Here is a 23,651-nt window from a genome sequence, read left to right as displayed (position 1 = left end):
ATGGGCAATAAAGGCGGGATTATTAGTGCAACCGCATCATTTTAGCGGTTTTTTCCTTCTGTCTATATCTTCTTCTGATCCCGTGAATACAGTAAAGGGTTGACCTTTCAGCTCATAGGATCATCAAACTATAGAAGATGGGGAAATGCAGCGATGAAAATCATTTGCTTCGGTGACAGTTTGACGAGGGGCGTAACGTCTGTCAAAGGGCGATTAAGAATAACCAAAAAGAATTACCCCTATTACCTGGAGGAATGTTTAAAATTCGATTCAACCGTGGTCAATAAGGGGGTATTTAACGATCATTCCGATTCTCTTTTAAAAAGACTGCAGAAGGACGTTTTGGATGAAAATCCGGATTACGTGATCATTGGAATAGGAGGGAATGACTGCAATTTCAATTGGAAGGAAGTGGTGCTGAATCCTGAAATGGAGCATCAGCCCATCGTTCCCGCCGGCCGTTTCACCGCTAATATGAAAACCATGATAGAGAAAATGATAATGGCCGGGATTACACCAATCGTGATGACACTTCTCCCTCTCGACCCCGTGCGGTACTACCAATACCTGTTCAGGCAATACGGCAGCACCATCGGCCACTGGATCAGTATGAAGGGCGGCATGGAGCATTGGCACGGCATGTATAATGAACGCTTGCTGACCTTGGCGGATGAAATGCACGTGGCGGTCGCAGACGTCCGGACCGCTTTGAGACAAGCCGGCACCCTGAACGAATTAATCAGCGGCGATGGGATCCATTTAACCTCTGCCGGTTACAGAGTAGCCGGCAGGGAGATCTCTCATTTAATTAAGCGGAAAACATAAGAGACGGCGCCTGAATGAAGGACTGAATCAAAGATGCCCGTGAAATCACTCCCTCTCAAAGGAGACTCGCTCCTCCGGTTTACTCAGCAAACATGCATTCAGATTTCATACAATGGACAAAGATGAACAACCGATCCTGTGCTACGATGGAATAACAGAACGGTATGTTTGCTGCTGATATGGAGATGAACAATAAATGGCAACCTGGCTGATTATCGTGCTGATATGCGTCAGCACTCTTAAAGTGGTACTGGCTAGCCCCCCGACCTTTGTTATGGATTGGCTGCTTGCCAAATTTGCACTGCATGCAAAGGTCCTTGAGGAGGACACCACTGTAACGCACATGGGAAAATCGCTGGAGGGAGAAGAAAAAATCCAATTTATCCAGCATTTTAATGAAGCGGTCTTTTTTGACCGGTATGATGAATACGATGTTCCTGGAACGAACACCGGCATTCCCCTTGTTATGGTTACAAAGAAGGGGAAAAAGAAAGTCAGGCTCTCTGTCTATATCTACAGCGACCATGTGGATGTATTCAAACAATCCAGCAAGAAGGCAGCCGCCTATAGTCTGCTGTCTGAGAGTCTTCAAAACGGTTCGATCACGTTAGCGGGGAACCATTGATTATTAAGAAAAGCTGCCGGGCTTCGTGCCCGGCAGCTTTTCCCGTTGAAACAAATTTATTGGCCGCTAAAAATTTCTTCTTCCGTTAAATAGCCGTCTTTAATGACGGTGTCTTTAATATTCTCTTTTGTAACGGCTATAGGATCCAACAGGATGGATGGAACGTCGATTTTCCCATTATTCACCGTTCGATCCGCTGCTACTTTTTCACCCTTTGCAGCCTTCACCGCCACTTGCGCTGCTTCCTCTGCCAGCCGGGTGATCGGCTTATAAACGGTCATCGTCTGGGAACCTTCTATAATGCGCTTTATTGCCATCAATTCAGCATCCTGCCCGGATACAGGGATTTTCCCTGATAAACCGGAAGAGGACAGAGCATTGATGACACCGCCGGCTGTTCCGTCATTTGCGGCAATGACCGCATCAATTCGATTTGAATTTTGAGCCAGGGCTGCCTGCATGTTCTTTTGGGCCGTTTCCGGTTTCCATTCATCGGTGTATTGGTCATAAACGACTTTAATATCGCCTTTGTCGATGAGCGGCTGAATCACCTTCATCGCCCCTTCGCGGAACAGCAGCGCATTATTGTCTGATTCTGCTCCTCCGATGTAGGCGAAGTTGCCTTTTGCCGCCCGTTTGACGATTTCAGTCGCCTGAAGTTCTCCTACCTTTTCATTATCAAAGGAAATATAATAATCAACGTTTGCATTTTTTATCAGCCTGTCATAGGAAATCACCTTCACGCCCGCTTTATGAGCCATTTCCGCAATCTTCGCTGATTGTTCGGCATTATGAGGGACGACGACTAACACATCCGCTCCCTCCTGGATAAGCAGTTCAGCCTGCCTGAATTGAATATCATCCAGACCATTGGCGGCAAGCGTCTTTACCTGTCCGCCCATTTGAATGACCTTCTCTTCGAATAAGGCTTTATCCTTATACCAGCGCTCTTCTTTCAGTGTATCCAGCACAAAACCGATATAAGGCTTTCCCGCATCAGACACGAGCTTGACCCGGTCTGCTTTTTCCGGTTTACGGGCCGTTTGACCGGTACAGGCTGAAATGAGGAGAAGCATGGCTAAAACCAGGATGCCCACCAGTCTTTTTTTATGAAGAACCTTAAGCAATTCTTTTTCCCCCATCCTTCTTAGAGCTGAAATTTCTTAATCAAACCGTTCATTTGTTCCACCATGCCGGTCAGCATTTTTGCACTGGAGAAGATGCTGTCGATGGAGTGGCTTTGTTCATGTGCAGCTGCCGAAATTTCTTCAGATCCTGCAGCTGCTTGTTCGGATGCCCCCGCAATCTGCTCGACAGATTCATTGATTTCCTGTCCCGATTCCTGAACGGAGCTAAAAATGGCGGAAATGTTCTTAACCTGATCGGACATATCCGCAACCTGGTTTTTTATATCCGAAAATTGTTTCCTTGTCCGCTCAAATTGTTCCGATCCTTTATGAACCTCGGTAAATCCCTGTGTCAAATCCTTTGCGATGCCTGTCGTTTCTTCTTTGACACTGTAAACAATGGCGGAAATACTCTGAATGGAATTTGATACTTGTTCAGCCAGTTTTCGGACCTCGCTTGCCACAACCGCAAATCCTTTCCCTGCCTCTCCAGCTCTGGCTGCTTCAATGGAAGCATTGAGCGCCAAAAGGTTTGTCTGATCGGCGATGGACCTTATGACACCTACAATCTCTGAAATGGATTGTGTCTTCGCTTCCAGCCCATTCACTTTATGAACAGAGGTTTCTACAAGCTCATTGATGATTGTCATTTGCTTTTGTGATTCATGCATCTGCTGATCGCCATGAATGGAAACTTGAAGAATCTGATTCGTAAAGTCTACAAGCTTCACCGTATTTTCTTTGGCGTTTGCCATTTCGTCACTAAACGCTTGCGTATTCATGGAAATTTTGGCCGCGTTCTCCGCCTGCGAATGGCCATTTTTCGAAATATCTTCAATGGTTAAGGCAATCTGTTCGCTTCCCTGTTTCACTTCTTCCGTTGATTCAAGAAGCGTCACACTTTGCAGGTCCACCTCTTTGGAGAGATTGGATATAGAGGAAATCATGTCTCGAAGACGCTGTCCCATGTAGTTAATGGATTTTGACAGCTGGCCGATTTCATCGGTCCCCTCATAATCCAAATTCTTTACATTCAAATTCCCTCCGGCAATCTCCTCACTCACCGTAATGACGTTATTCAGATTCTTCCTTATGTTCACGCTGACTAAATAAAGCAGCAAAAACGATAGCCCGATGGAAGCTGCGGCGGTAATGATGAGAATCATTGTCACATTTGACAGATGGTGCAGGGACGTATCCATCGCTTGTTCACTGGAGCTTGCTGCCGCATGTTTCAGCTCCTTCCCAAGCTTTGATGTATCCTCTTTCAGCTGATTGACCAATGCCTGCATTTCCTTATACTCGGCGGTATTGATCTGCTGGACATTTGGAACGACCACGCTGAAAAACTGCTGATCCAATTGGTTGTTATTGCCGATCAGCTTGTTGAAGGTGTCCATCTGCCCCCTGTCCAAGCGGGGCTTTAGCTTTTTCGCCGTCTTCACGAATTGGCTGCTGTACTGCAAATACTGATCCAGCTTCTCATCATCCGAAAGCAAAATGTATTCCGGAATGAGCAGGTATTTCTCCTGATAGAGAGAGACCAGGTCTTCCGCATACGTGGACAGTTCATTTTTTGATCTTGTTTCTTTCAGCTCTCGGCTTGATAAATCCAAATAAAAATACGTAATAAGGACAGATACTAAAAAGGCAGCCGCAGCAAATGAAAAAATAAGGTTGTATTTTCCGCGGATCTTGATATTTCTCCACTTTATCGTTTGAAACAAATGATTCCCTCCCCCTAAACAAAACGGAAGCAGCGATCTCTTTGTATCCGCTTCCACCAATTTGGTACTAATTTTTATATCGGTCGAAATACCCAGTTATATAGAGGGGAGGTCATTTAAATTTTTGTCCTGTGGCTGAAGCCCATGCATCGATTGCCATAAGTTATCCTGCACTTTTTTTTGCTGAATAGGAGAAGCGGCCTTTCATCGGATTATAATTTCTCTGTTTTTAAGAAATAACTGGAACGAACCCTCTTATAAAAAAGATCCAAATTGACGGCGGGCAGACGCGCACTTATACTAGAAACTTGAATGCGCAAAAGCATAAAAGCGTTTAAGCAATATAGATAGATGGTTTATCAGGAAGGCAGGACAATTATGGAACAGGACAAAACACTTAGAAAAGGCTTGCTGCCAAGACATGTCCAATTCATCGCGCTCGCCGGGATGATTGGGACAGGGATCTTTAAAGGCAGTTCCGATACATTGAATATGGCAGGACCGAGCGTTGTGTTTGCGTATCTGCTTGGCGGGCTTCTGCTGTTTATCGTGATGTCGGCACTGGGGGAGATGGCCTCCGTCTATCCGAATCACAACACCCAGCATTTGCTTTCAAAGGCTTTTGGGGCCAGAACCTCCTTTATCGCCGGCTGGCTTTACTGGATCAACTGGATTATTGTAACAGTGGTCGAGGTTTTGGCAGCCGGAAGCTTTCTGCAATTCTGGTTTGCCTCCGTGCCGTTGTGGGTGCTCGCTCTTATCTGTGCGGTCTTTATCATTGCGATTAACCTGACCCAGGTAAAGTTTTACGGGGAATTTGAATTTTACTTTGCCGGGATTAAGATCATTACGCTTACCCTGTTTATTATTCTCGGTCTTTGCATGATCTTCGGCGTGATCCCAAGCCCTGTTGAAGAACCGCTTTCCAATTACACAGCGCACGGCGGATTTTTCCCGAACGGCGCAGCCGGTGTGTTCAGCGCCCTCCTTGTTGTCATGTTCTCATACGGCGGAGCTGAATTAATCGGAGTGGCCGTTACTGAAACAAAGGATGCCGAAAAAGTGCTTCCGAAAGTCATTAAAAGCACCGTCATCCGGGTCATCCTCTTTTACGTATTGCCGATTCTCATCATTTGCGGGCTGATTCCGTGGAACGAGGTTTCCGGCAAGGAAAGTCCATTCGTCCAGGTATTTACGGCAACAGGCATTCCGGGGGCAGCCCACGTCATGAATTTCGTGCTCCTGACCGCTGTTTTATCCGCAGCCAATTCCGGCATTTATGCCACATCCAGGACCCTGTACTCCATGGCCCAAAACGGTGAAGCACCAAAAAAGCTTGCCAGGCTGTCTAAACAGGATATTCCGGTGAACGGAATTGCCCTGACTGCCATAGCCCTGATCTTCGGAGTGTTCCTGGCCTATCAGACACCTGATGAAGTCATCAGCTACTTGATGACCATTCCCGGATTTACCGTCCTGCTGATCTGGCTCGGCATCTGCCTTGCCCAAATCAAGCTTCGCAAACACTATCCGAAAGAGCCGTATTTCAAGCTGAAATGGGCGCCATTTACAACGATTGCGGCAAGCCTGTCTTTGGCCGTCATTTTCATTTCCTTTGTCTTCAATCGTGACAATGTGATCGGGACTGTTGTATGCATCAGCATTTTGGCTGTGTTGGTGGTTGTTTCGATGGTTTATTCAAAGAGAGTGAAGTAATGATGAGGAACACCTTCGGGAGCGGGGAACTGCTCTTTGGAGGTGTTTTTGTGTGGGGAAAAACGTATATTTAAGTGAGCAATGTACGGCGGAAAAGCCAGAAAATCAACGTGAATAAGTCCATTTCCACCCTTTCGTTATAATAAAAACCAGCCCCGCCCCGCATAAAAGCGGAACACAGCTGGTTTCTCTCCTACAATATAAGCATCCCGATTAACCCGGCCGCAATCCCAAGCAACACGACGGAACCGGCCACAAAGGCAAGTACCCTCTTCGGAAAAGAACCTGCCACAATCAGCAGGGACGGGAGACTGATGGCTGGAAGCGTGATGAGAAGCGCTCCGGCCGGTCCTGCACCGAGACCCATCGCCATGAAGGTCTGGATGATTGGAATTTCGGCTGCGGTTGGAATGACGAAGAGCATGCCGGCAACCGCAAAGAGAATCAGGACAAGGATGCTGTTCGCCGCTGCTTCACCCACATTCGGGAACAGCCATACCCGTGCCGCCCCGAGCAGAAGAACGGAGATTACATAAGCCGGAACGACGTACAGCAGCATGCTGCCCAAACTTTTCCCCCACCTTGACAGGAAGGAACCTGATTGAGCCTTTTCGGCTTCCTCCACCATCTTTTCAGCCTGAAGCGGTGCCTCTTCTTTCATAAAGCGGTTAGCCAGGTAGCTGACGCCGAACGTTAAAATAAGACCGAATACTAAGCGAAGAAGCGTGAATTTCCATGACAGCACAAACGTCATGAAGACAAGAACGGCAGGGTTTAGCACCGGGTTGCCAATCCAGAAAGCAAGGCTTGCTCCCGCTGATACGTGCTTTTTCCGCATGCCTACCGCCATCGGGGCGGCACAGCACGTGCACATCATTCCGGGAAGGGAAGCCAGTCCGCCTGCAGCCGTGCTTCCGAAGGTTGTTTTACCGAGAACACGCAGCAGCCATTGGGACGGAATCAGCACCTGAATGAGCGAGCCGAGCACAATCCCGAGGATAGCCGCTTTCCATACAGCGTTGAAATAAACCACGGCGTATTCCCATGCAGCGCTCCAAGAAGGAGCCCCGCCGGCTTCTCCGCTGCCAAGAATTGAATCGCCAATTGAATGTGTGGAAGCAGCAAGCCATGTTTTTTGATAATAAGGCCACCATTTGACATAAAAAAGACCTGCCGCCGCAATCACAAGAAATAGAATCACAAGCCATGCGGTTTTTTTACCCGACGACGGCTGTGGTTGCTGAAGAGCACTTTGAGCCATTTTCATTCCCCTTTTTTATAGAATCAGGACAATAGTAAATTATATCACGGCAGACAGGCAGTATGCCTCTGCCATGCTTTTTCGGGAAAGGTCCTTTATAATAATCTTAGTGAATACAGAAAGGTTGGCGGCTTATGACACAAAAAATAAAATTAACATCCTTATCAACTAAAGGCGGCTGCGGCTGCAAAATCGGACCGGCTGATCTGCAGGAGGTCATCCGCTCCCTCCCCCCTGCCATGCCGAATCCCGATTTGCTCGTCGGGCTTGATACGAGCGATGATGCGGGCGTGTACCGTCTGACGGACGACCTAGCGATTGTCCAGACACTTGATTTCTTCACTCCCATCGTTGATGACCCATACTCCTTCGGCCAGGTGGCCGCGGCGAACGCCATCAGCGACATTTATGCGATGGGAGGCAAACCGCTTACGGCCCTGAACATTGTTGCTTTCCCGATTGCGGATCTGGACAAGCAAATCCTCGCAGACATCCTCCGCGGGGCAGGCGATAAGCTGAAAGAAGCCGGCGCGACCCTTGTCGGAGGCCACTCTATCGAAGATAAAGAGCCGAAGTTTGGTTTGGCGGTAACCGGAACGGTCCATCCTGATAAAGTGAGGGCCAATGCAGGCGCGAAGCCCGGTGATAAACTGATTTTAACGAAACCAATCGGGGTCGGCATCCTGACTTCTTCTATTAAAAGAGACTTGCTGAACGAAGAAGAAATCGCCCGGGTTACAGAAGTGATGGCCACATTAAATAAAACAGCAGCAGAAACGATGGCTGCCTATGACGTTCATGCGTGCACGGACGTTACAGGCTTCGGACTGCTCGGACACACGTCTGAGATGGCGAAAGGAAGCAAAGCGGGCATCCGGATTGCAAAGACAGCGGTCCCTGTCCTTCCGAGAGTGCGCGAGCTTGCCGAGCAGGGCGTCATCCCGGGCGGAACGAAAAACAACTTCGCCCATCTGCAGGGAGATGTGACGTTCCCGGAAAACATGGATCAGATCGATCAGTTTATTTTGTGCGATGCGGTGACGTCCGGCGGGCTGCTCATTTCAGCAGCCGACGAAGAAGCAGATGCCCTGCTGAAAGACCTTCTGGACGCCGGTGTGGAAGCGGCTATGATCGGAGAAGTAACGGCGGATCATCCCGGCCATATTGTCGTTTCTGAGAAGTTTTGATGAAAGAAGGGCGGAATAACAGTGTTTCAGGATCTCTCAGTTGAACAGCTATTAGCGATGCAAAAAGAAAAGAAAATTGTGGCAGTGGATGTCCGGTCTCCGTCTGAATACAGAGAGGCATCCATTCCCGGCGCTTTGAACATCCCCCTCTTTAACGACGAGGAACGCGCTGAGATCGGTACGATTTATAAGCAGGTCAGCGTTCAGGCGGCAAAAGACCGCGGCCTGGAAATCGTATCCGCGAAGCTTCCGGAGTTCATTAAAACCTTCAGCGCGATCCCCGAATCCAAGGCGGTTTTCTGCTGGAGAGGCGGTATGCGGAGCAGAACGTCCGCTACTGTCCTCGATTTAATGGGCATCAAAACGTTCCGGCTGAATGGCGGAGTGCGGGCATACCGCCGGTGGATCGTCGATCAAATCGAAACGATGGACTTCAAACCGAAGGCCTATGTACTGAACGGCTATACCGGCTCAGGAAAAACATGGCTGCTCCATCAACTTCAAGCGGAGGGCTATCCGGTGCTTGATCTGGAAGGAATGGCGAATCACAGAGGCTCCATCTTCGGTCAGATCGGCCTGAATCCCCACAACCAAAAAACGTTCGACTCTCTGCTCATAAAAGATGCCCTCCCGCTCCAGTCCTCTTCTTTCGTTGTCCTGGAAGCGGAAAGCAAGCGAATCGGAAAAGCCGTCCTCCCGGAATTCATCGCGGAAAAGAAAGAACAGGGAACCCAGCTGTTCCTTGATATTCCCCGGACGGAACGCGCAAGGTTCCTAGTCGAAGACTACCAGCCATGGAAGCACCATGAAGAATGCATGAAGGCCTTCTACCGGATCAAGGCCCGAATTCATACACCGGCAGCTGCTCAAATTGAAGCGTCCCTCAGCGCCCGTGAGTACGAGGACGCGGTCATGCTGCTGCTTGAGTACTACTACGATCCGCGCTACGAGCATACTGCAATGCGGTATCCGGAGGAAAACAGAATCACGCTTTCTGTAAGAAATGCGGAGGAAGCGCTGACTGAGCTGGTTAGGATTTTGCCGGTGCCTGTGAAGACGGTGTAATAAAATTAAGATATGAAGCCCATCAATTTTCACTTAGCTTTTCTGAAGAAGAAATGCTGCGGGGAATGAAGGGTTAAGGTTTTTGAAAAAACCACCTGCGAAGGTGGTTTTTTGTTTGTTCAAACAAGCGTATGCGGCACATACAACTCTTCCAAACTATGCATCTCTTCCTCTGTCAATCGAACCGACAATGCCGAAACCGCATCTTCAAGATGGTTCACCTTCGTCGCTCCGATGATTGGAGATGTGACTTCCTCCTTCTGCAGAATCCAGGCAAGTGCAATTTGTGCACGCGGAACGCCACGTCCAGCTGCCACTTCCGCTACTCTCTCCGCTACTTTCCGGTCCGCTCCCTCTGTTCTTGAAAACAGCGCCTTTGCAACCTGATCATTTTCAGATCGGTGGGTCTGCTCACTCCATTCCCGTGTTAACCGGCCGGCAGCCAGCGGCAGGTATGGGGTGACGCCCACTCCCTCCTCCTTGCAAAGCGGCAGCATTTCCCTTTCTTCCTCCCGGTAAAGCAGGTTGAGCCTGTTTTCCATGGAGATAAAGCGGGTCCAGCCATGAAGCTCCGCCGTATGCTGAGCTTTCAGGAACTGCCAGGCAAGCATAGAGGAAGCTCCGATGTAACGCACTTTTCCTGCCTTGACTAGATCGTGAAGAGCCTCCATCGTTTCTTCAATCGGGGTATGCGGATCCCAGCGATGAATCTGGTACAAATCGATGTAGTCCGTTCCAAGCCTCTGCAGACTGTTATCAATCTCAGTCATGATCGCTTTACGGGAAAGCCCCATTCCATTCGGACCCTTCCGCATTGGAACAAATACCTTCGTGGCAACGACCACCTCATCCCGCCGGGCAAAATCTTTTAAAGCACGCCCTACGATTTCTTCACTCGTTCCATCAGAATACATATTTGCCGTGCTAAAAAAATTAATGCCCATATCCAGTGCTTTTTTAATAATAGGCCTGCTCTCCTCTTCATTTAGCGACCACGGAGTATTGCCGCGTTCCGGCACACCGAAGCTCATACAACCAAGACACAGCCGCGAAACATCCAACCCAGATCTTCCAAGCTTTACATAGTTCATTTCATCATCCACCCCTTTGTCATTAGGTTGACACGTCAACTTAAACACATCGTAGCACCTTGAGGTTGATACGTCAACCGTGATATGATAGCGGCATGAAGAAAAAACAAATCAGTCAAGAAGAAATGAATATATGGCATATGTGGAAAGGCTCCTATCAGAGCATCTTCGGCCGCGTCGTCAAAGACCTGACAGACCAAACCGGCCTCTCTGAAGGGGATTTCGGAATCCTCGACCGGCTCGATCAGTTTGGAAACGGAGAACTCCGCCAGCAGGAACTCGCCGACTCCATGACCTGGGACAAAAGCAGGCTATCCCACCACCTGACACGAATGGAAAAGCGCGGACTTGTTCGAAGAAAACCATCAGACTCAGATCGGGGAGTTCAAGTTATTATTACGGAAGCTGGAAAAACCGCTTTGAATGAAGCCCGGCCGGTTGTTTCGGAGGCTATAAGGGAGCATTTTTTGAGTTTGTTGACGGAGGAGGATGTGGAGTCGATTGGGAGGATTGGGGAGAGGGTGAAAAGAGGGACTATTAGCTTCTCTGATAACCCCTCTTCTTAGTTAAATAAATTGAAAAAGGGAAAATGCAGGTTTTCCCTTCTTATTTTGGTCAGTTCCATTTAGATAATAGGATGCTCCTGAAACGTTATACACTTGGATTTTTCTCCAATGGCGTTATCTATTTTCTCAAAATATTAACTCCTGGTTTCTCCCGTAATTTGAAATTTATATATAAGAAATACCTGTAGATGAATACTCCAATCTACAGGTACTAATTTTTATTTTATGCTTATTAATTTATTTCCTCTTCCCCATTCACAAGGTACTGATAAATCTTATAATCGATCGGCTGCTCCATCACCATATGAACATGAACAACCGGAAGCTCTTTTCCATTCGCGATCATCTTGCTTTGGTTAATGTTCTCCTTATCGGGGTGTGCCTTGCCTAAGTAATAAAAATCACTACCTTCTCCATCTTCCTTTTTCACAAAGATATGGAGATCAATGTTGGCTTCGTCAGCCTGGATGATTTCCTTTACTTCTTTTGATTCAAGCGTTCGATTGCTTCTCGTAAACCATTTTAGTAGATCCTGACTTAAAAATTCATCCCCATAGTTGATGCTTTCTTCTACTTCATTTTTCTTATGATACGTAATGAAAATAGGGCATGTTTGGTGCTTTGTTTTGTACCCATATACCGTTGAACTTTCGTCATTTTCCCAATTGAGAAAAAAATCTTACCTCCATTTTTTTATTGACTATGTTCATAGGATGTCATCAAATACAGAACTATACTGTGGGATTTTTTCTATTAATCCTTCTAAGAGTAAGGATGGCTCCCCTTGATAAAATACCTTAGCCTTTTGCTGAGCTCTGGTAAACATAACGTATAATAACTTGGCATTAAAATCATTCTTAGGAAAGCTACTATCATTAACATTCACTAATACAACTGCATCAAATTCCATACCTTTTGTGTAGTAGGATGCTAAAACGGTTATTGCCTTATTGTTAACTTCCTGATCAGGGCTAACATAAGTTACATCCCGGTTATATTCTTTGCTTAAAATTTCAGCTAATTTTTTTGCTTTTTGTTCGTCTTTATGGATAATAGCTATCCTTTTATACTTCCTCTTCCAACTTTTAATTGTAGTTATAATCCCATCAACTAGCTGTTTTCCTGATTCTACTTTTGTATATTCAATTGCTTCCCCACTTCGATTCAAAGGTACTACTTTCTTGTGCTCTGAACCAAAATGATTTTGCAGCACTTTATTTGCGGCCTCAACTATTTCTCTCGTTGATCGGTAACTGGTATCTAAATTCAGCAAGTAATCCTTCTCGATGTTTAACAGCGATTTGCTTATTCCAGTCCAATCACATTGCCCATACCCCATAAAGAGGGATTGATCTGTATCGCCTAATATCGTCATAGTTTTTGTGATTTTCTTCAGTGCAGCAAAATGAACATAGCTTAAATCTTGAGCCTCATCTATAACCATATGTGCAAAAACTACAGGTCTGTCATAAATTAATAAATAAATATAAAAGAGGGGAGCTATATCAAAGTAAGTAATTTCACTAAGTTTATTCTCTTTAAACAACTCAGGAATGTCACGTTCTATCTCCTTGCCAAACATCTTCAGTATTTCATATGAAGTAACTTGATTATAAATATTCAGTAATGAAGGAGCTTTATGGGACTCTTTCCACTCAGAAATAACGGTTTTAAACTCTTCCCGAACTTTTCCAGCTTTAAAATCATAAATTTCCTTCATCCTCTTATTTAACTGTTTAAATTCAAATGGATCCAGCCCCGCATCCTGTAAATAACTTCGAGAAATAAATTCATATTGCTTTTTTAATTCGTTTATTTTTTCTTCAGCAACCCTTTCAAAGTGATTCTCAACATGCCTTAAGAATCTTTGTATTTGATTTGTGAAGGATAAATATTTGTACCCTTCAAATATTTTAATTAAAGATTCCGTATCCATTATTTCTTGTAATAATACGATTGGTTTGATTCTGTTAAAATATTGAATTTTCAAGTCTTCTACAAACGTTTCTAATATATTTGCGAACTTCTTAGAACCTTTAAATTCAATCAACTTTTGCTGATTAGTGTTTTTATCTTTAGATAAGATGCTTTCAAAATATTCTTGATAGGATAGGTTTACAGGCTTATTAAGATAAGGTTTTATAAACTCAAGTATTAAATGGTGGACAGTTGATTGCTTTATTCCATTTAAATTTAGTTCTGGCAATAATTCTTTTACTGAGCTAATAAATAGATTAGAAGGACCTAAAATTATTATATCTTTTGGGTTTATATGTTTATTATTAAATAGAAGATAGGATAATCGGTGAAGTGCAATCGAAGATTTTCCAGAACCTGCAACGCCCTGAATAATTACATCTTTATTTATAGGCTGTCTAATAGCAACATCCTGCTCCCTTTGAATCGTAGCTATAATTTCTTTTAAATACCCTGTTGTTTCACTGTTTTGAATAATTTCTTTTAAAAAAGCATCTTTTATAGAAATTTCTTCTCCAGATTCACTAAGTGTATAATTTAGAGCACTTTGGGTATCACTCATTTGCTGAACTATTCTTAAAAGCTTTTGATTACTAATAGTAAATTCTTTCTTTTTCAGTACTTCTACTGTTTGTTTGTTTTTGTTTTTCTCTTCACCTACAAAATATGATTGTTTGCTATGGCCAGGTATAAAATTGTAGAAGACAGATGCCAGAGGCATTCTCCAATCTACAACTATTACATTTTCTGCTCTATCTCTTATTCCTTGCTTGCCTATATAGTACGTTTCAATCTCGTTATCATCAGCAATAATATCAATCCTGCCAAAGTATGGCTCCTTTTCAGCATTCCTTAAAAGCGCCCTATCTTTAGTACCTCTTCTATAAACAATCTCATCGCCTGGTGAATTGTCACGATTACTGAATTGTTCTCTTTTTTTCTCTAATAACTCCCAGATAAAATATGATTGATTCTTAATATGTTTAATCGTTTCATCCAAAACATTTTGCTCAGCCTTTAAATCCTCTTTATTCATTCTAAGATACCCCTTTATCCATATAGTGCTAATTTAATCATATTTTAGCACTATATGGATAATGTTAATAGGAGAAAATACATAATATCGAATGTATATCTTTGTCACTTAAACAATTACGCTTTACAAAACACTTAATAACAAGTGAAAAAACTCCCAAATGGATAATTTGAGAGTTTTTAATACAACTTTTTAACCAAGCACGTATCATATAAGACAACATTTAATTTCTAAATATCTGAATATTCTTAAGTTATGTAAATAATAGATCAGGCCACCGGTACTTCACATTAGTGATGTACCGGAAAACTTTTAATTGAGTTGGTTTGAGTAGTGATGATAGTATGTGTGTACCTATCAATGAACTACTAAATCACATCGTACTATGAAACAAAATTTTTATAGAGCTGATATTAAAACATACGTTCCGATTCAATAATTCGTTTCATTTCCTCAATCTCATTATCTACAAACTCAGGAAGAAGATAATCGCCATCAATAGCTTCCTTCATTGTTTTTTCTTTATCAGCTAATTTATCGTAAATTTTTTGATCAATAAAATTATAAAGCTCCCTATCGCTGACTGTCATTAAATAGTAATACCTGGTTCTTTGACTGTCTGCTAAACCAAGTCGATGAATTCGGTCTCGAGACTGTAACATAAAAGTGAGATTATAGTTATATTCAAAATAAACGGCATCATGAGCAATAGTATGAAGGGACACTGACTCTCCCAAAGTATTTGGGTTAGAGACTAATACTTGTATTTCATCTGTGTCCTGTTTAAATGTATTAATAATATCTTCTCTTTCATCACGAGGGGTAGCACCATAGATAACTTTTGCATTAATTCCATGTTCGTTTAACTTACATGTAATCTTATTTAAAGTGTCGACAAATAATCCCCAGACGACAACTTTCCCATGTTTTTTCACTATATCAATTACAAGTTTAATTCCTGCATCGAACTTTGGAGAGCTTATATTAGCTAAATCCCACTCACTTACCTCACCAATAACAGCAGCATGAATGCTATTCTCTAGCTCTTTTCTAACCTTGGCGCTAACCTGGTCATAAGAATCATTGTCAGCACTGTCAAATTCACTAAATCCTAAATCGCTATAACTTATCGCTTGATTTATGATTTCTGGATTTGTTGATAATTGAATCATTCTAATCAAAGTTGCTAATGGATTCTGGGCTGTGGTATAAATTATCTCTGCAAGGCGAAGTTGTTCTTCGGAGGGTAAAACCTTTATGATATTGTCTAAATCAGCTGGTGGAACCCCTAAATCATCCTTGCTAGTCCTCCAAAAATATGGAGCTAATTTCTCATTAATCTCTTCAACTTGCCATCCATCTGGATTTTTTAACATGTTTTGCTCAAATCCAAAATAAGAACTATACTCCTTTTTAAATAAAATATGCAATAAATTATAAATATCTAAGTATCCATTAGGAATAGGTGTTCCTGTTAAAACATAACGATAATCTACTTTATCCGCGATTTCTAAAGCAGCAACCGCACGCTTTGCTTGTACACCCTTTACACGGTGTACTTCGTCATAAACTAGCATTGTATCTGAATTATTCGAAAGACATTTAATTATTGATTCTTTAAATTTAGGCAATGATTCATAGTTAATTAAGACTAAATTAGCTGCTGCCCATTGAGCTTCGAAGGCATATTTATTTCCATTTATAGACTGATCATGGATATTAAGTAGCCTTAGCTCTTTTTTTGATTGAAAGACTGCCTTAAATTCATCCTTCCAAGATAAAAAGGCATTAATTGGACTCACTACTAATATTCGCTTTATTGGCTCTCCTTTTTGCTTACTGTTTAGATAAGCAAAGACACCCAATAACATAGCTGTTTTTCCAGAACCTGGAACAGAGAAGTTTGCAGCTCTTTTTTGAGTGAGCATGTACATGGCAGACTGAAGTTGCAGAGGCTTGAGTGGACGAGCAATTTCCTCTTCAACAACGTTCTTAAACTCTGTAAACTCTTCTTCCCAGCGTTCATCTCGATTCTTTAGTGTCAAACCAGACTTTCGATATTCTCCAATTGAATACTTCTGAGCATTTATAAGATTATCGACTCGTGATGTGACTATAAAGTTAAATTGACGTTTAATCGACTGATTATTTGCTAACTCAATAATTTTTTCAATCTCTCGATATGATAAGTCTCCCCTGAAAAAAGGATATCCCTTATCTTCATCTACATAAAAACTGAATTTGTTCTTATAAGTTTTTTTTAAAGTTACTTCTTCATCGCTTTTATCGATGAAAAAGAAATGCTCCTCATCCATATCAAAGATAACTGTATTCTGTTCCGGGTTTGGTATCTTTTGTATCTTACCTGTATCAAATTCTTGAAGTAACTTATAAATAATCTTTGTAGCATCAACCACTTGGACACCAGGATAATCATCGTTCCACAAACGAGAAAATTCCTCTTTTTTCTGCAGGACACGCTGGCGGACATTGACACTTACATCCCATGAGAAATCAACATCAAATGAATCAAAATTGTTTTCCATTGCACTTGCTGTCTCATTTAAAGACCCATTAAAATAAACAACATCATTTTGTCTATCTTGAAACAAACCCCACTTAGTATGAAACAATCCGTTCTTCACTAGGCCAAACTTTACATCGGCTTTGCCTTGCGCAATTAAAAAAGCCAAATTTCCTAACCGCTGTTTATCACATAACGTTAAGGTTTCTCCTTTTGAGCGTTCATGATACCCCGCCTTAATGTCTTCATAATCTTTTTCTGAAATATTTTGAGAAATAATAAATTGAATGTATCCGTCATTCTCTGATATTTTATCTAATCCTTCAGCGTATATGGAAAGAGCTTTAGATGAGAAGTAGCCACTAACTCGTTTATAGCTAATAGATTCACTTAATACAGGATTATAAAACTCCTGTGCTACATGTTGTATCATTGAGTTATAACTAGATTTGAGTCTCCCTTGCAATCTTTTTAACAAAGCTTGTCACTCCTCAGAAAGAAGGTCATCAATTTTTAATTTTAACTTCTCAAAAACACTCATTAGTTTAGCCTTTTCATTTTTAGGTAACCCTGTAACAACTCTTTTATCAATAGCCTCAATGCTACTAATTGCCTTCTCAGCGAGTTTAACTGGTTTATTTTGTTCTTTATAGTTCTTAGCCTTTTCAGAATGATTAGTAGATATTGTTTGAATTTCTGATAAAGCTTGTACAGCTTCCTGATTATTTTGTAAGGTAGCAAATAAATCTACGTTATTTTTTATAATATCTTCTTTATCCAAGGCTTCCACTATCGTATCTGTGGCATCTTCCATATCAACAATAAATTTTCCTTCATCTTTTGTGCCCACAACATTTTTGACTATTTGTCTAAACTCAGCCTTGAAATCTTCTTTGGAAGAGCGCATTTGGATTATTTTGGCAAATAAACTATTTAATAGTTGATCTAAGTTATCCGAGTCTTTAATCTTTTTATATTGAGGAATCATATCTTGGAGCGGTCCATCCAAGTCCAACTGTTTCGCTAAAGCATAGTTATCTGGATTCGTATTCGCAAATTCCAAAAATTTAATAATTAGTTCAGCTTCTAATATCCGTTTGCTAACTTCGTTCTGTGTCAGGCCAGCATAATCAGTATATTCTTTAACACTCATAATATTATTTTTAACAATCGTCTTATAAGCATCAATAGCTCTGTCAATTGGGTTATAATCAACTTTACCAAGTTTACCGAATTGGATTTGCAATTCAAGTGATTTTATTTTCTTTTGATCATCATAATTTTGTACCGATAAATCGTCCAAGATGACTGCTTCAAAATATTGCTGCTCTGTTATTGAAGGATCCTGTTCAAGTAAGCGCTTTGCCGTGAACCGACGATTACCATCTATTACTCGTCCATCACTTAAAACATAACCAGGTTCATCTTGGCCTTTCATGGCAATATCTCGCATCAACTTTTTCATTTCTTTTCTGGTCATATCATCAGCATCATCTGCTAACATTTTTTGTATGACCATATTGTATTCTTCATTATGACCTGCATTTAATTTACCAGTAGTACTTTCGTAATCAGAAAGTGAAACCCCTATCCGACCATTCTGCTCATTATAATATAGGTACTTAAGTGGAATGGCGTAAGTTCTACCATCGTATTTTTCTCCACTTGCCTTTTTAATTGGAACATTTACATTATGTCCGCCTTCTTTAACAAAGCCTTCCTTATACAAATCAAACAAGTTTATATTCTCCATCTTTCGCTTCTCCTATAATTCTATTATTTCTTTTACGTATTCACTGTTAAACCAAAATCTCTGTTTTACAATTCTTTGACCCGTTGACAAAAGTACTTTATCATCGCCATTTATTGCACCAGGTCTTAAGTGACCTAGTGAGTTAAATTGACTGGAAGGTAAATTATTCTTATAAATGATTTTACCGTTTTTTTGTTTCACAGGATTGACTTCTAATTTTCCTGCATTAATTAAATATCGAACTTGTTCCCACACATCTTTTAGACCATGGCTTAAATCGTATGTTGACATCTTCCAAACCTTAACATCTAGAAAAGTCATTTCACTATCATCAACACGCTTTCCGGTAGGATATTGTTGAAAAATGAATAGTAAAAGTGTCTTTTCATTAAAATACCTATATAGAGAACTACTTTCCCAAGACGATGCTTCCGACCATTCTTTGAAGTCCACTGGCATGAATGACATGGCTTCTGCAGGTTTTTCCATACCTGTTAAACGAACTGTCTTTAAAACAACATTGACCCTATTATCACATAAAGTAAACTTATTAGTTGTTATTCCAATCATCTTCCTAGCTAACTGTACAAATGAGGCTTTATTATCCTTCAGCGACATGGACATACTCTCTTTTATTTCTGAAACTTTCATTCCTTTATACTTAGATATCCTATTTTCTATCTCAATTTGAGCAGAAACAATTAACTCTTCATTTTGATTCACAAGTATATTCTCCTGTATTCATAGTTTTAAATAAACTATTCGTAGTTCTTATCGATTATATCATCAGTGAATGATCTAGTCATTAAGCTACAATATCAAAAATGCAATAGATTATTACCTACTAAAAATTGAAATCATTGACGTTTATATAAGAACTTGTTACTAATTATGTTAAAGAACTTTCAAGAGGCTACCTATACGATGAAATCCCCTATAAAAAAGAAGAGAAAATTTCATGAGGAGGGTAAAGTCGAGAAATAAACAGAATTCTGTTCCCGAAAATTAAGTTTAGGGCAGATACTTACCCATTGGCCAACTGTAAAGAACAATCTACCGCTATAAATTAAACAGAAATGGTTATCCCCTTCTGAGATTCTAATACTAAACGATGTATTATTAAAATGATTTCTTGTTATTCTTATAGTACTCACACTTCCTCTTTACAGGACAAATCGGACACTTGGGGATAGGAGCACAGATTTCTCTTCCAAAGTCGAGTAAAGCATAATTGTAAAATCTAAATTTCTTTACTGGAGTCACATTTTCGGCTAAAGCAAGGAAATCTTTATCCCTATATAGTTTCTCACTGCGTATAAACCCAAAAAATCTAGAATACACCCTTATAACATTACCATCGATAATAGTGTCCCTGACTTTGAAGAACATTGACCTAACAGCTGCAGCAGTGTAGTTTCCTATACCAGGTATGGCGAGGAGGTCATTCTTTTCAAAAAGAGGCTCCTCCTTCACTAAACGATTGGCTATTTCAATCAGGATATTCTCTCTTGAGGGCAATCCAAGGTTTTTAAACGTATCTCGTCCTTTATCATTTATATACACTTCTGGGGTGGGGTACTTTTCGACAAATTTGATGAACTCTGGCTCAACTACGTCAGAGCGGGTCCTTTGAAGCATGACTTCAGCGACTAGAGCATGCCAGAGGTTATCTATAGATCTCCATGAGAAATCATAGAAGTTTTCTCTCCCCCATCCCAATAATTTGGCTCTAAAATAAGTGATATCGTTTTCTTTATACTTCATCTAGGGTAGTCCTCCTAGTTAAATGAGTGTTTATAAACTACCCCATCGTTCGAAAAAAAAACATGTAAAGGAGCCCTTTCATGCTTTACGATATAACATCGCCTACCTCGATTGAACAATATGCAAAACTTCTTGAAAACAAAGCGATATATGAAGTGATCCCAACTGACCTCATCGAGAAAGTGAACAAAAAAGGAGGCATCGGGACACTAATTGAGGAACATCATTTCGGCTATAAGCCCAACTCTAAAAACGAAGCTGATTTTCCGGAAGCTGGGGTTGAACTAAAAGTGACACCTTATCGAAAGAATAAAAGAGGTACATTCTCAGCGAAAGAACGTTTAGTCTTAAACATCATCAATTATATGGATGAGTATAAACATTCTTTCGAAGATAGTTCGTTCTGGAAAAAGAATAAACTGTTGCTCTTGATTTTTTACTTATATGATGAAAATTTAAACCGTCACGATTTTAAGTTCACTCATTCTCAGCTCTTTGCGTTTTACGAGAAAGACCTTGAAATCATTAAACAAGACTGGGAGATTATCATCAATAAGATTAAAGAAGGCCGAGCTCATGAACTGTCAGAAAAGGATACAGTTTACTTGAGTGCAGCTACAAAAGGTATGAATAAAAACAGCCTAAGAAATCAACCCTTCTCTAGTGAACGAGCGATGCAACGTGCATTCTCATTAAAATCTTCTTATATGACGTTTATCCTGAACCAATACATCCTCAATAGGAAAAAGACTTATCAACCTATCTTGGATACAGAGCTAGCTAAAAGAGTTACAATCGATGAATATGTTCTAAACTCAATCCGACCTAATCTCGGGAAAAGACTATCTGACTTGTGTGATGAGTTCGGTGTCCCTCATCACAACAAATCTAGAACTCAACAAGTCATTGCACGGATGGTGAGTAAAGATTTAAAAGATCTTAACAAGTCAGAGGAATTTATTAAATCAAACACTAAAATAAAAGCTATCCGGATTCAAAAGAACTGTAAGATCAAGGAGAGTATGTCCTTCCCGTCCTTTAAGTATAAGGAAATAATACAAGAAGATTGGGAGGACTCGTCTTTAAGGTTAATGTTCCAAGAGACGCGTTTCCTCTTCACACTGTACGTACAAACCGAAAACGATGATTACAAACTGACTGATGCATTCTTCTGGAGTTTACCTGAGGAAGATCTTGAGGAAGAAGTGAGGAGAGTCTGGGAAGAGACCGTAAATCGAATATTGGCACACAGAGCGGACCGTTTGCCTGGTTCAAGCGAGAATAGAGTCGCTCATGTTCGTCCTCATGCTGCTAATAGTGAAGACACTTATCCTACTCACTATGGAGTAAACATTGTTAAGAAATGCTTTTGGCTCAATAACTCCTATATCCTAGGTGAAGTGCTAAAAAACTCTCCAACAACAAAGAACAGATTACCCAAATAGGGTAATCTGTTCTTCTTTGGAATCAAGCTCTTGATTCCTAGGTTCTAAATTTTCTATCTCGAATATCCTATCTGCCATCAATTGAATGAGGTTGACGACAAGAGCGTTCCCCATGCAGAAATATCGCATTCTCTCTGACATCCCTGTATCCGTCCAGTCATCCGGAAAACCGTTAAGCCTCTCACATTCAATAGGTGTAAGGTAACGCCACCTTCCGGTTTTTTTATCTGGTACCACATGTGTACTCCTATTAACAGTACCTTCACTAGTCAGCATCGTCCTGCCAGGCATCGTCATGACCTCAGGTAAAGACATGCCCCCTTCAGAAAAGATGTAACTGTGCCCACTAGCTGCCGTCCTTTCCACTTTCTTGGGACCCTTTAAGTAGATAAACTTTTCCTTCGCCAAATCGGTGAGGTAATATTTCTCATCTACCTCTTCTTCTAGGATGTTCAGAAGTGGAACAGGATCTTTCTTAATCGGAATCAGTTCCATCGAAGTGAACTTGCCGTCTCTCATGATTCCCGAGTTATAGAAGTTACCATTATATGAATCCGATACAGAAACAATATCTTCCGTTAACTCTCCTTCTGTCGTCTTGTTGATATTCTCTAACGGCAGCGTCACTGGAAATTTAGCAGCAAAGAACCCTTCACTCTCTAGAACTTTCAAATCCGTCTTCTTCAGGATCCGCTTTGCATACTTAAGATTTTTATCATAAGCGAAGATGAACACTCTCCTACGTCTTTGTGCCATCCCATAATCTGCTGCGTTGATCACTCGCCATTCAACGTTATACCCTGCTACGTTGAAAGCTGCCAACATGATTCCAAAGTCTCTACCCCTTTGTTTGGAAGGAGATTTCAACAGCCTGTCTACGTTCTCGAGCAGCACATATTTGGGTTTCATACCGATTTGACTACGTTCTTCGATCAAACGCATGATCTCCCAGAAAAGTACACCCTTTTTCCCTTGGATACCCATCTCCCCGCTCAAGGACCTAGCGACTGAATAGTCTTGGCATGGAAAGCCTCCTACAAGAACTTCTGCTCTAGGAATGTCTGAGCCACTAACAGTTGAGATGTCCTCGTTAGAATGAATTCCATTATCTTTAAAGTTATTAGAATAACAGTCAAATGCATCTTGTGCTTTTTTAGATGGTTCCCACTGGTTTCCCCAAACGACCTGAAAGTTGCCGTTGCGTTCTAGTCCCAACCGGAAGCCACCAACACCTGCGAAAAGTTCGATTACGTTCAGCATACAATACGAACATCCTTTCGGTAATCCTTATATACATAATACCCTATTTTTCGTATAAGATCAAGGGATTAACTTACTAAAGATGTATAATCTTATAATAAAAAACCTTTTTTAACAACAATAAAAACGCTAGCTTCTTAATTATACTCTTCTGATAAAACCATCAGCGACCACCGAAATACAATTGGGTTCTAGAGTATCTTATTACAATCTTCTAATAGCGCCTCACTAACATATCAGTTCCAAGCTCTCATTCTACTATGACATCGTTTATGCTTCAAGAAATACTTCCATGTTAATTCATAGAGTGAATTTACAGTTATATCTTTATTAAAAACAACTATCATTACGTATTCAAACTGTTGCACTCCTTCTAGTTTGCTATCAGGTTCATTTAAACCGTAGAATACACTTGTAATCTTTCTGGTCGTAGATTTAATACTAGATCGATTCCATTAATACTGATTGCATCTATATTCTGTGCTCCTGTTGGTGCAGCTTAAACTCTAGGTAGTACAGGGTTTTCTTTATAATATTTAATCGCTAAATATACTCCAAGTTCACCAATCACCTATTCGTACTAATCATTTCCATAGCTTTCAACTCATCTACCCACACTCCATAAACACCAATTAAATCATAATCATTCATTTCTTCTAATTTATCCTCTATTCTATAATCACTATTTATTTATCCTATTTT

17 protein-coding genes and 2 pseudogenes are annotated in these 23,651 nt (G+C 41.3%); 7 read left to right on the top strand and 12 right to left on the bottom strand.

The features are described from left to right. Positions 1-153 precede the first annotated feature (153 nt). Positions 154-825: an SGNH/GDSL hydrolase family protein gene (locus CEF21_RS03950; protein WP_123913467.1), complete on the top strand. Its 672-nt coding sequence runs from the start codon at positions 154-156 to the stop codon at positions 823-825. Positions 826-1,021: 196 nt separating this feature from the next. Then, on the top strand, positions 1,022-1,450 hold the full coding sequence (locus tag CEF21_RS03945; protein WP_123913466.1) for a YfmQ family protein: 429 nt from the start codon (positions 1,022-1,024) through the stop codon (positions 1,448-1,450). Between the two features lie 56 nt (positions 1,451-1,506). Here CEF21_RS03945 and CEF21_RS03940 read toward each other — a convergent pair whose 3' ends face one another. The 3 genes and pseudogenes from CEF21_RS03940 to CEF21_RS21840 form a co-directional block, all read right to left on the bottom strand. Continuing rightward, a complete protein-coding gene (locus CEF21_RS03940) occupies positions 1,507-2,577 on the bottom strand; it encodes a sugar ABC transporter substrate-binding protein (RefSeq protein WP_241156758.1) in 1,071 nt (356 codons plus the stop codon). A 20-nt stretch (positions 2,578-2,597) separates the two neighbouring features. Then, a complete protein-coding gene (locus CEF21_RS21845) occupies positions 2,598-3,524 on the bottom strand; it encodes a methyl-accepting chemotaxis protein (protein WP_481747654.1) in 927 nt (308 codons plus the stop codon). 12 nt (positions 3,525-3,536) lie between these two features. Beyond that, positions 3,537-3,743: pseudogene (locus CEF21_RS21840) on the bottom strand (HAMP domain-containing protein); the annotation flags it as partial. A gap of 939 nt (positions 3,744-4,682) precedes the next feature. On the opposite strand from CEF21_RS21840, the gene CEF21_RS03930 reads away from it, so the two are divergent. Next, positions 4,683-6,020, top strand: a complete 1,338-nt coding sequence (locus tag CEF21_RS03930) for an amino acid permease (RefSeq protein ID WP_123913464.1) — start codon at positions 4,683-4,685, stop codon at positions 6,018-6,020. A gap of 193 nt (positions 6,021-6,213) precedes the next feature. Here the strand turns inward: CEF21_RS03930 and CEF21_RS03925 are convergent, their stop codons facing one another. After that, positions 6,214-7,281 carry a permease gene (locus CEF21_RS03925; protein ID WP_481747626.1) on the bottom strand — a complete coding sequence of 356 codons (1,068 nt, stop codon included), beginning with the start codon at positions 7,279-7,281 and terminating at the stop codon, positions 6,214-6,216. A gap of 134 nt (positions 7,282-7,415) precedes the next feature. Here CEF21_RS03925 and selD point away from each other — a divergent pair, with 134 nt between their 5' ends. After that, positions 7,416-8,468: a selenide, water dikinase SelD gene (gene selD, locus CEF21_RS03920; protein WP_123913462.1), complete on the top strand. Its 1,053-nt coding sequence runs from the start codon at positions 7,416-7,418 to the stop codon at positions 8,466-8,468. A 21-nt stretch (positions 8,469-8,489) separates the two neighbouring features. Then, a complete protein-coding gene (mnmH, locus tag CEF21_RS03915) occupies positions 8,490-9,533 on the top strand; it encodes a tRNA 2-selenouridine(34) synthase MnmH (RefSeq protein WP_123913461.1) in 1,044 nt (347 codons plus the stop codon). Between the two features lie 119 nt (positions 9,534-9,652). Here the strand turns inward: mnmH and CEF21_RS03910 are convergent, their stop codons facing one another. After that, positions 9,653-10,624: an aldo/keto reductase gene (locus CEF21_RS03910; RefSeq protein ID WP_123913460.1), complete on the bottom strand. Its 972-nt coding sequence runs from the start codon at positions 10,622-10,624 to the stop codon at positions 9,653-9,655. A 95-nt stretch (positions 10,625-10,719) separates the two neighbouring features. On the opposite strand from CEF21_RS03910, the gene CEF21_RS03905 reads away from it, so the two are divergent. After that, positions 10,720-11,190: a MarR family winged helix-turn-helix transcriptional regulator gene (locus CEF21_RS03905; protein ID WP_123913459.1), complete on the top strand. Its 471-nt coding sequence runs from the start codon at positions 10,720-10,722 to the stop codon at positions 11,188-11,190. 232 nt (positions 11,191-11,422) lie between these two features. On the opposite strand, the pseudogene CEF21_RS03900 reads toward CEF21_RS03905, so the two are convergent. The 6 genes and pseudogenes from CEF21_RS03900 to CEF21_RS03875 form a co-directional block, all read right to left on the bottom strand. Next, positions 11,423-11,860 (bottom strand): annotated as a pseudogene (locus tag CEF21_RS03900) (DUF3427 domain-containing protein); the annotation flags it as partial. A 36-nt stretch (positions 11,861-11,896) separates the two neighbouring features. After that, the gene (locus tag CEF21_RS03895) at positions 11,897-14,203 is read right to left on the bottom strand and encodes a HelD family protein (protein ID WP_123913458.1); all 2,307 of its coding nucleotides are present in this window, start codon (positions 14,201-14,203) and stop codon (positions 11,897-11,899) included. A 413-nt stretch (positions 14,204-14,616) separates the two neighbouring features. After that, positions 14,617-17,205 carry an SNF2-related protein gene (locus tag CEF21_RS03890; RefSeq protein WP_123913457.1) on the bottom strand — a complete coding sequence of 863 codons (2,589 nt, stop codon included), beginning with the start codon at positions 17,203-17,205 and terminating at the stop codon, positions 14,617-14,619. 6 nt (positions 17,206-17,211) lie between these two features. Then, positions 17,212-18,480, bottom strand: coding sequence for a ParB/RepB/Spo0J family partition protein (locus CEF21_RS03885; protein WP_123913456.1), 1,269 nt, complete (start codon positions 18,478-18,480; stop codon positions 17,212-17,214). A 12-nt stretch (positions 18,481-18,492) separates the two neighbouring features. Beyond that, a complete protein-coding gene (locus CEF21_RS03880; RefSeq protein ID WP_123913455.1) occupies positions 18,493-19,203 on the bottom strand; it encodes a PDDEXK family nuclease in 711 nt (236 codons plus the stop codon). Positions 19,204-19,599: 396 nt separating this feature from the next. Next, positions 19,600-20,244, bottom strand: a complete 645-nt coding sequence (locus tag CEF21_RS03875; RefSeq protein WP_123913454.1) for an HhH-GPD family protein — start codon at positions 20,242-20,244, stop codon at positions 19,600-19,602. A gap of 80 nt (positions 20,245-20,324) precedes the next feature. Here CEF21_RS03875 and CEF21_RS03870 point away from each other — a divergent pair, with 80 nt between their 5' ends. Further along, the gene (locus CEF21_RS03870; protein WP_123913453.1) at positions 20,325-21,689 is read left to right on the top strand and encodes a Sau3AI family type II restriction endonuclease; all 1,365 of its coding nucleotides are present in this window, start codon (positions 20,325-20,327) and stop codon (positions 21,687-21,689) included. Here the strand turns inward: CEF21_RS03870 and dcm are convergent. After that, a complete protein-coding gene (gene dcm, locus CEF21_RS03865) occupies positions 21,678-22,949 on the bottom strand; it encodes a DNA (cytosine-5-)-methyltransferase (RefSeq protein WP_123913452.1) in 1,272 nt (423 codons plus the stop codon). The two genes, CEF21_RS03870 and dcm, sit on opposite strands and share 12 nt — an antisense overlap. Positions 22,950-23,651 lie beyond the last annotated feature (702 nt).

The sequence above is a fragment of the Bacillus sp. FJAT-42376 genome (genome assembly GCF_003816055.1).
Taxonomy (GTDB): Bacteria; Bacillota; Bacilli; order Bacillales; family Bacillaceae; genus Metabacillus_B.
This window is presented reverse-complemented; position numbering and strand designations above follow the sequence as displayed.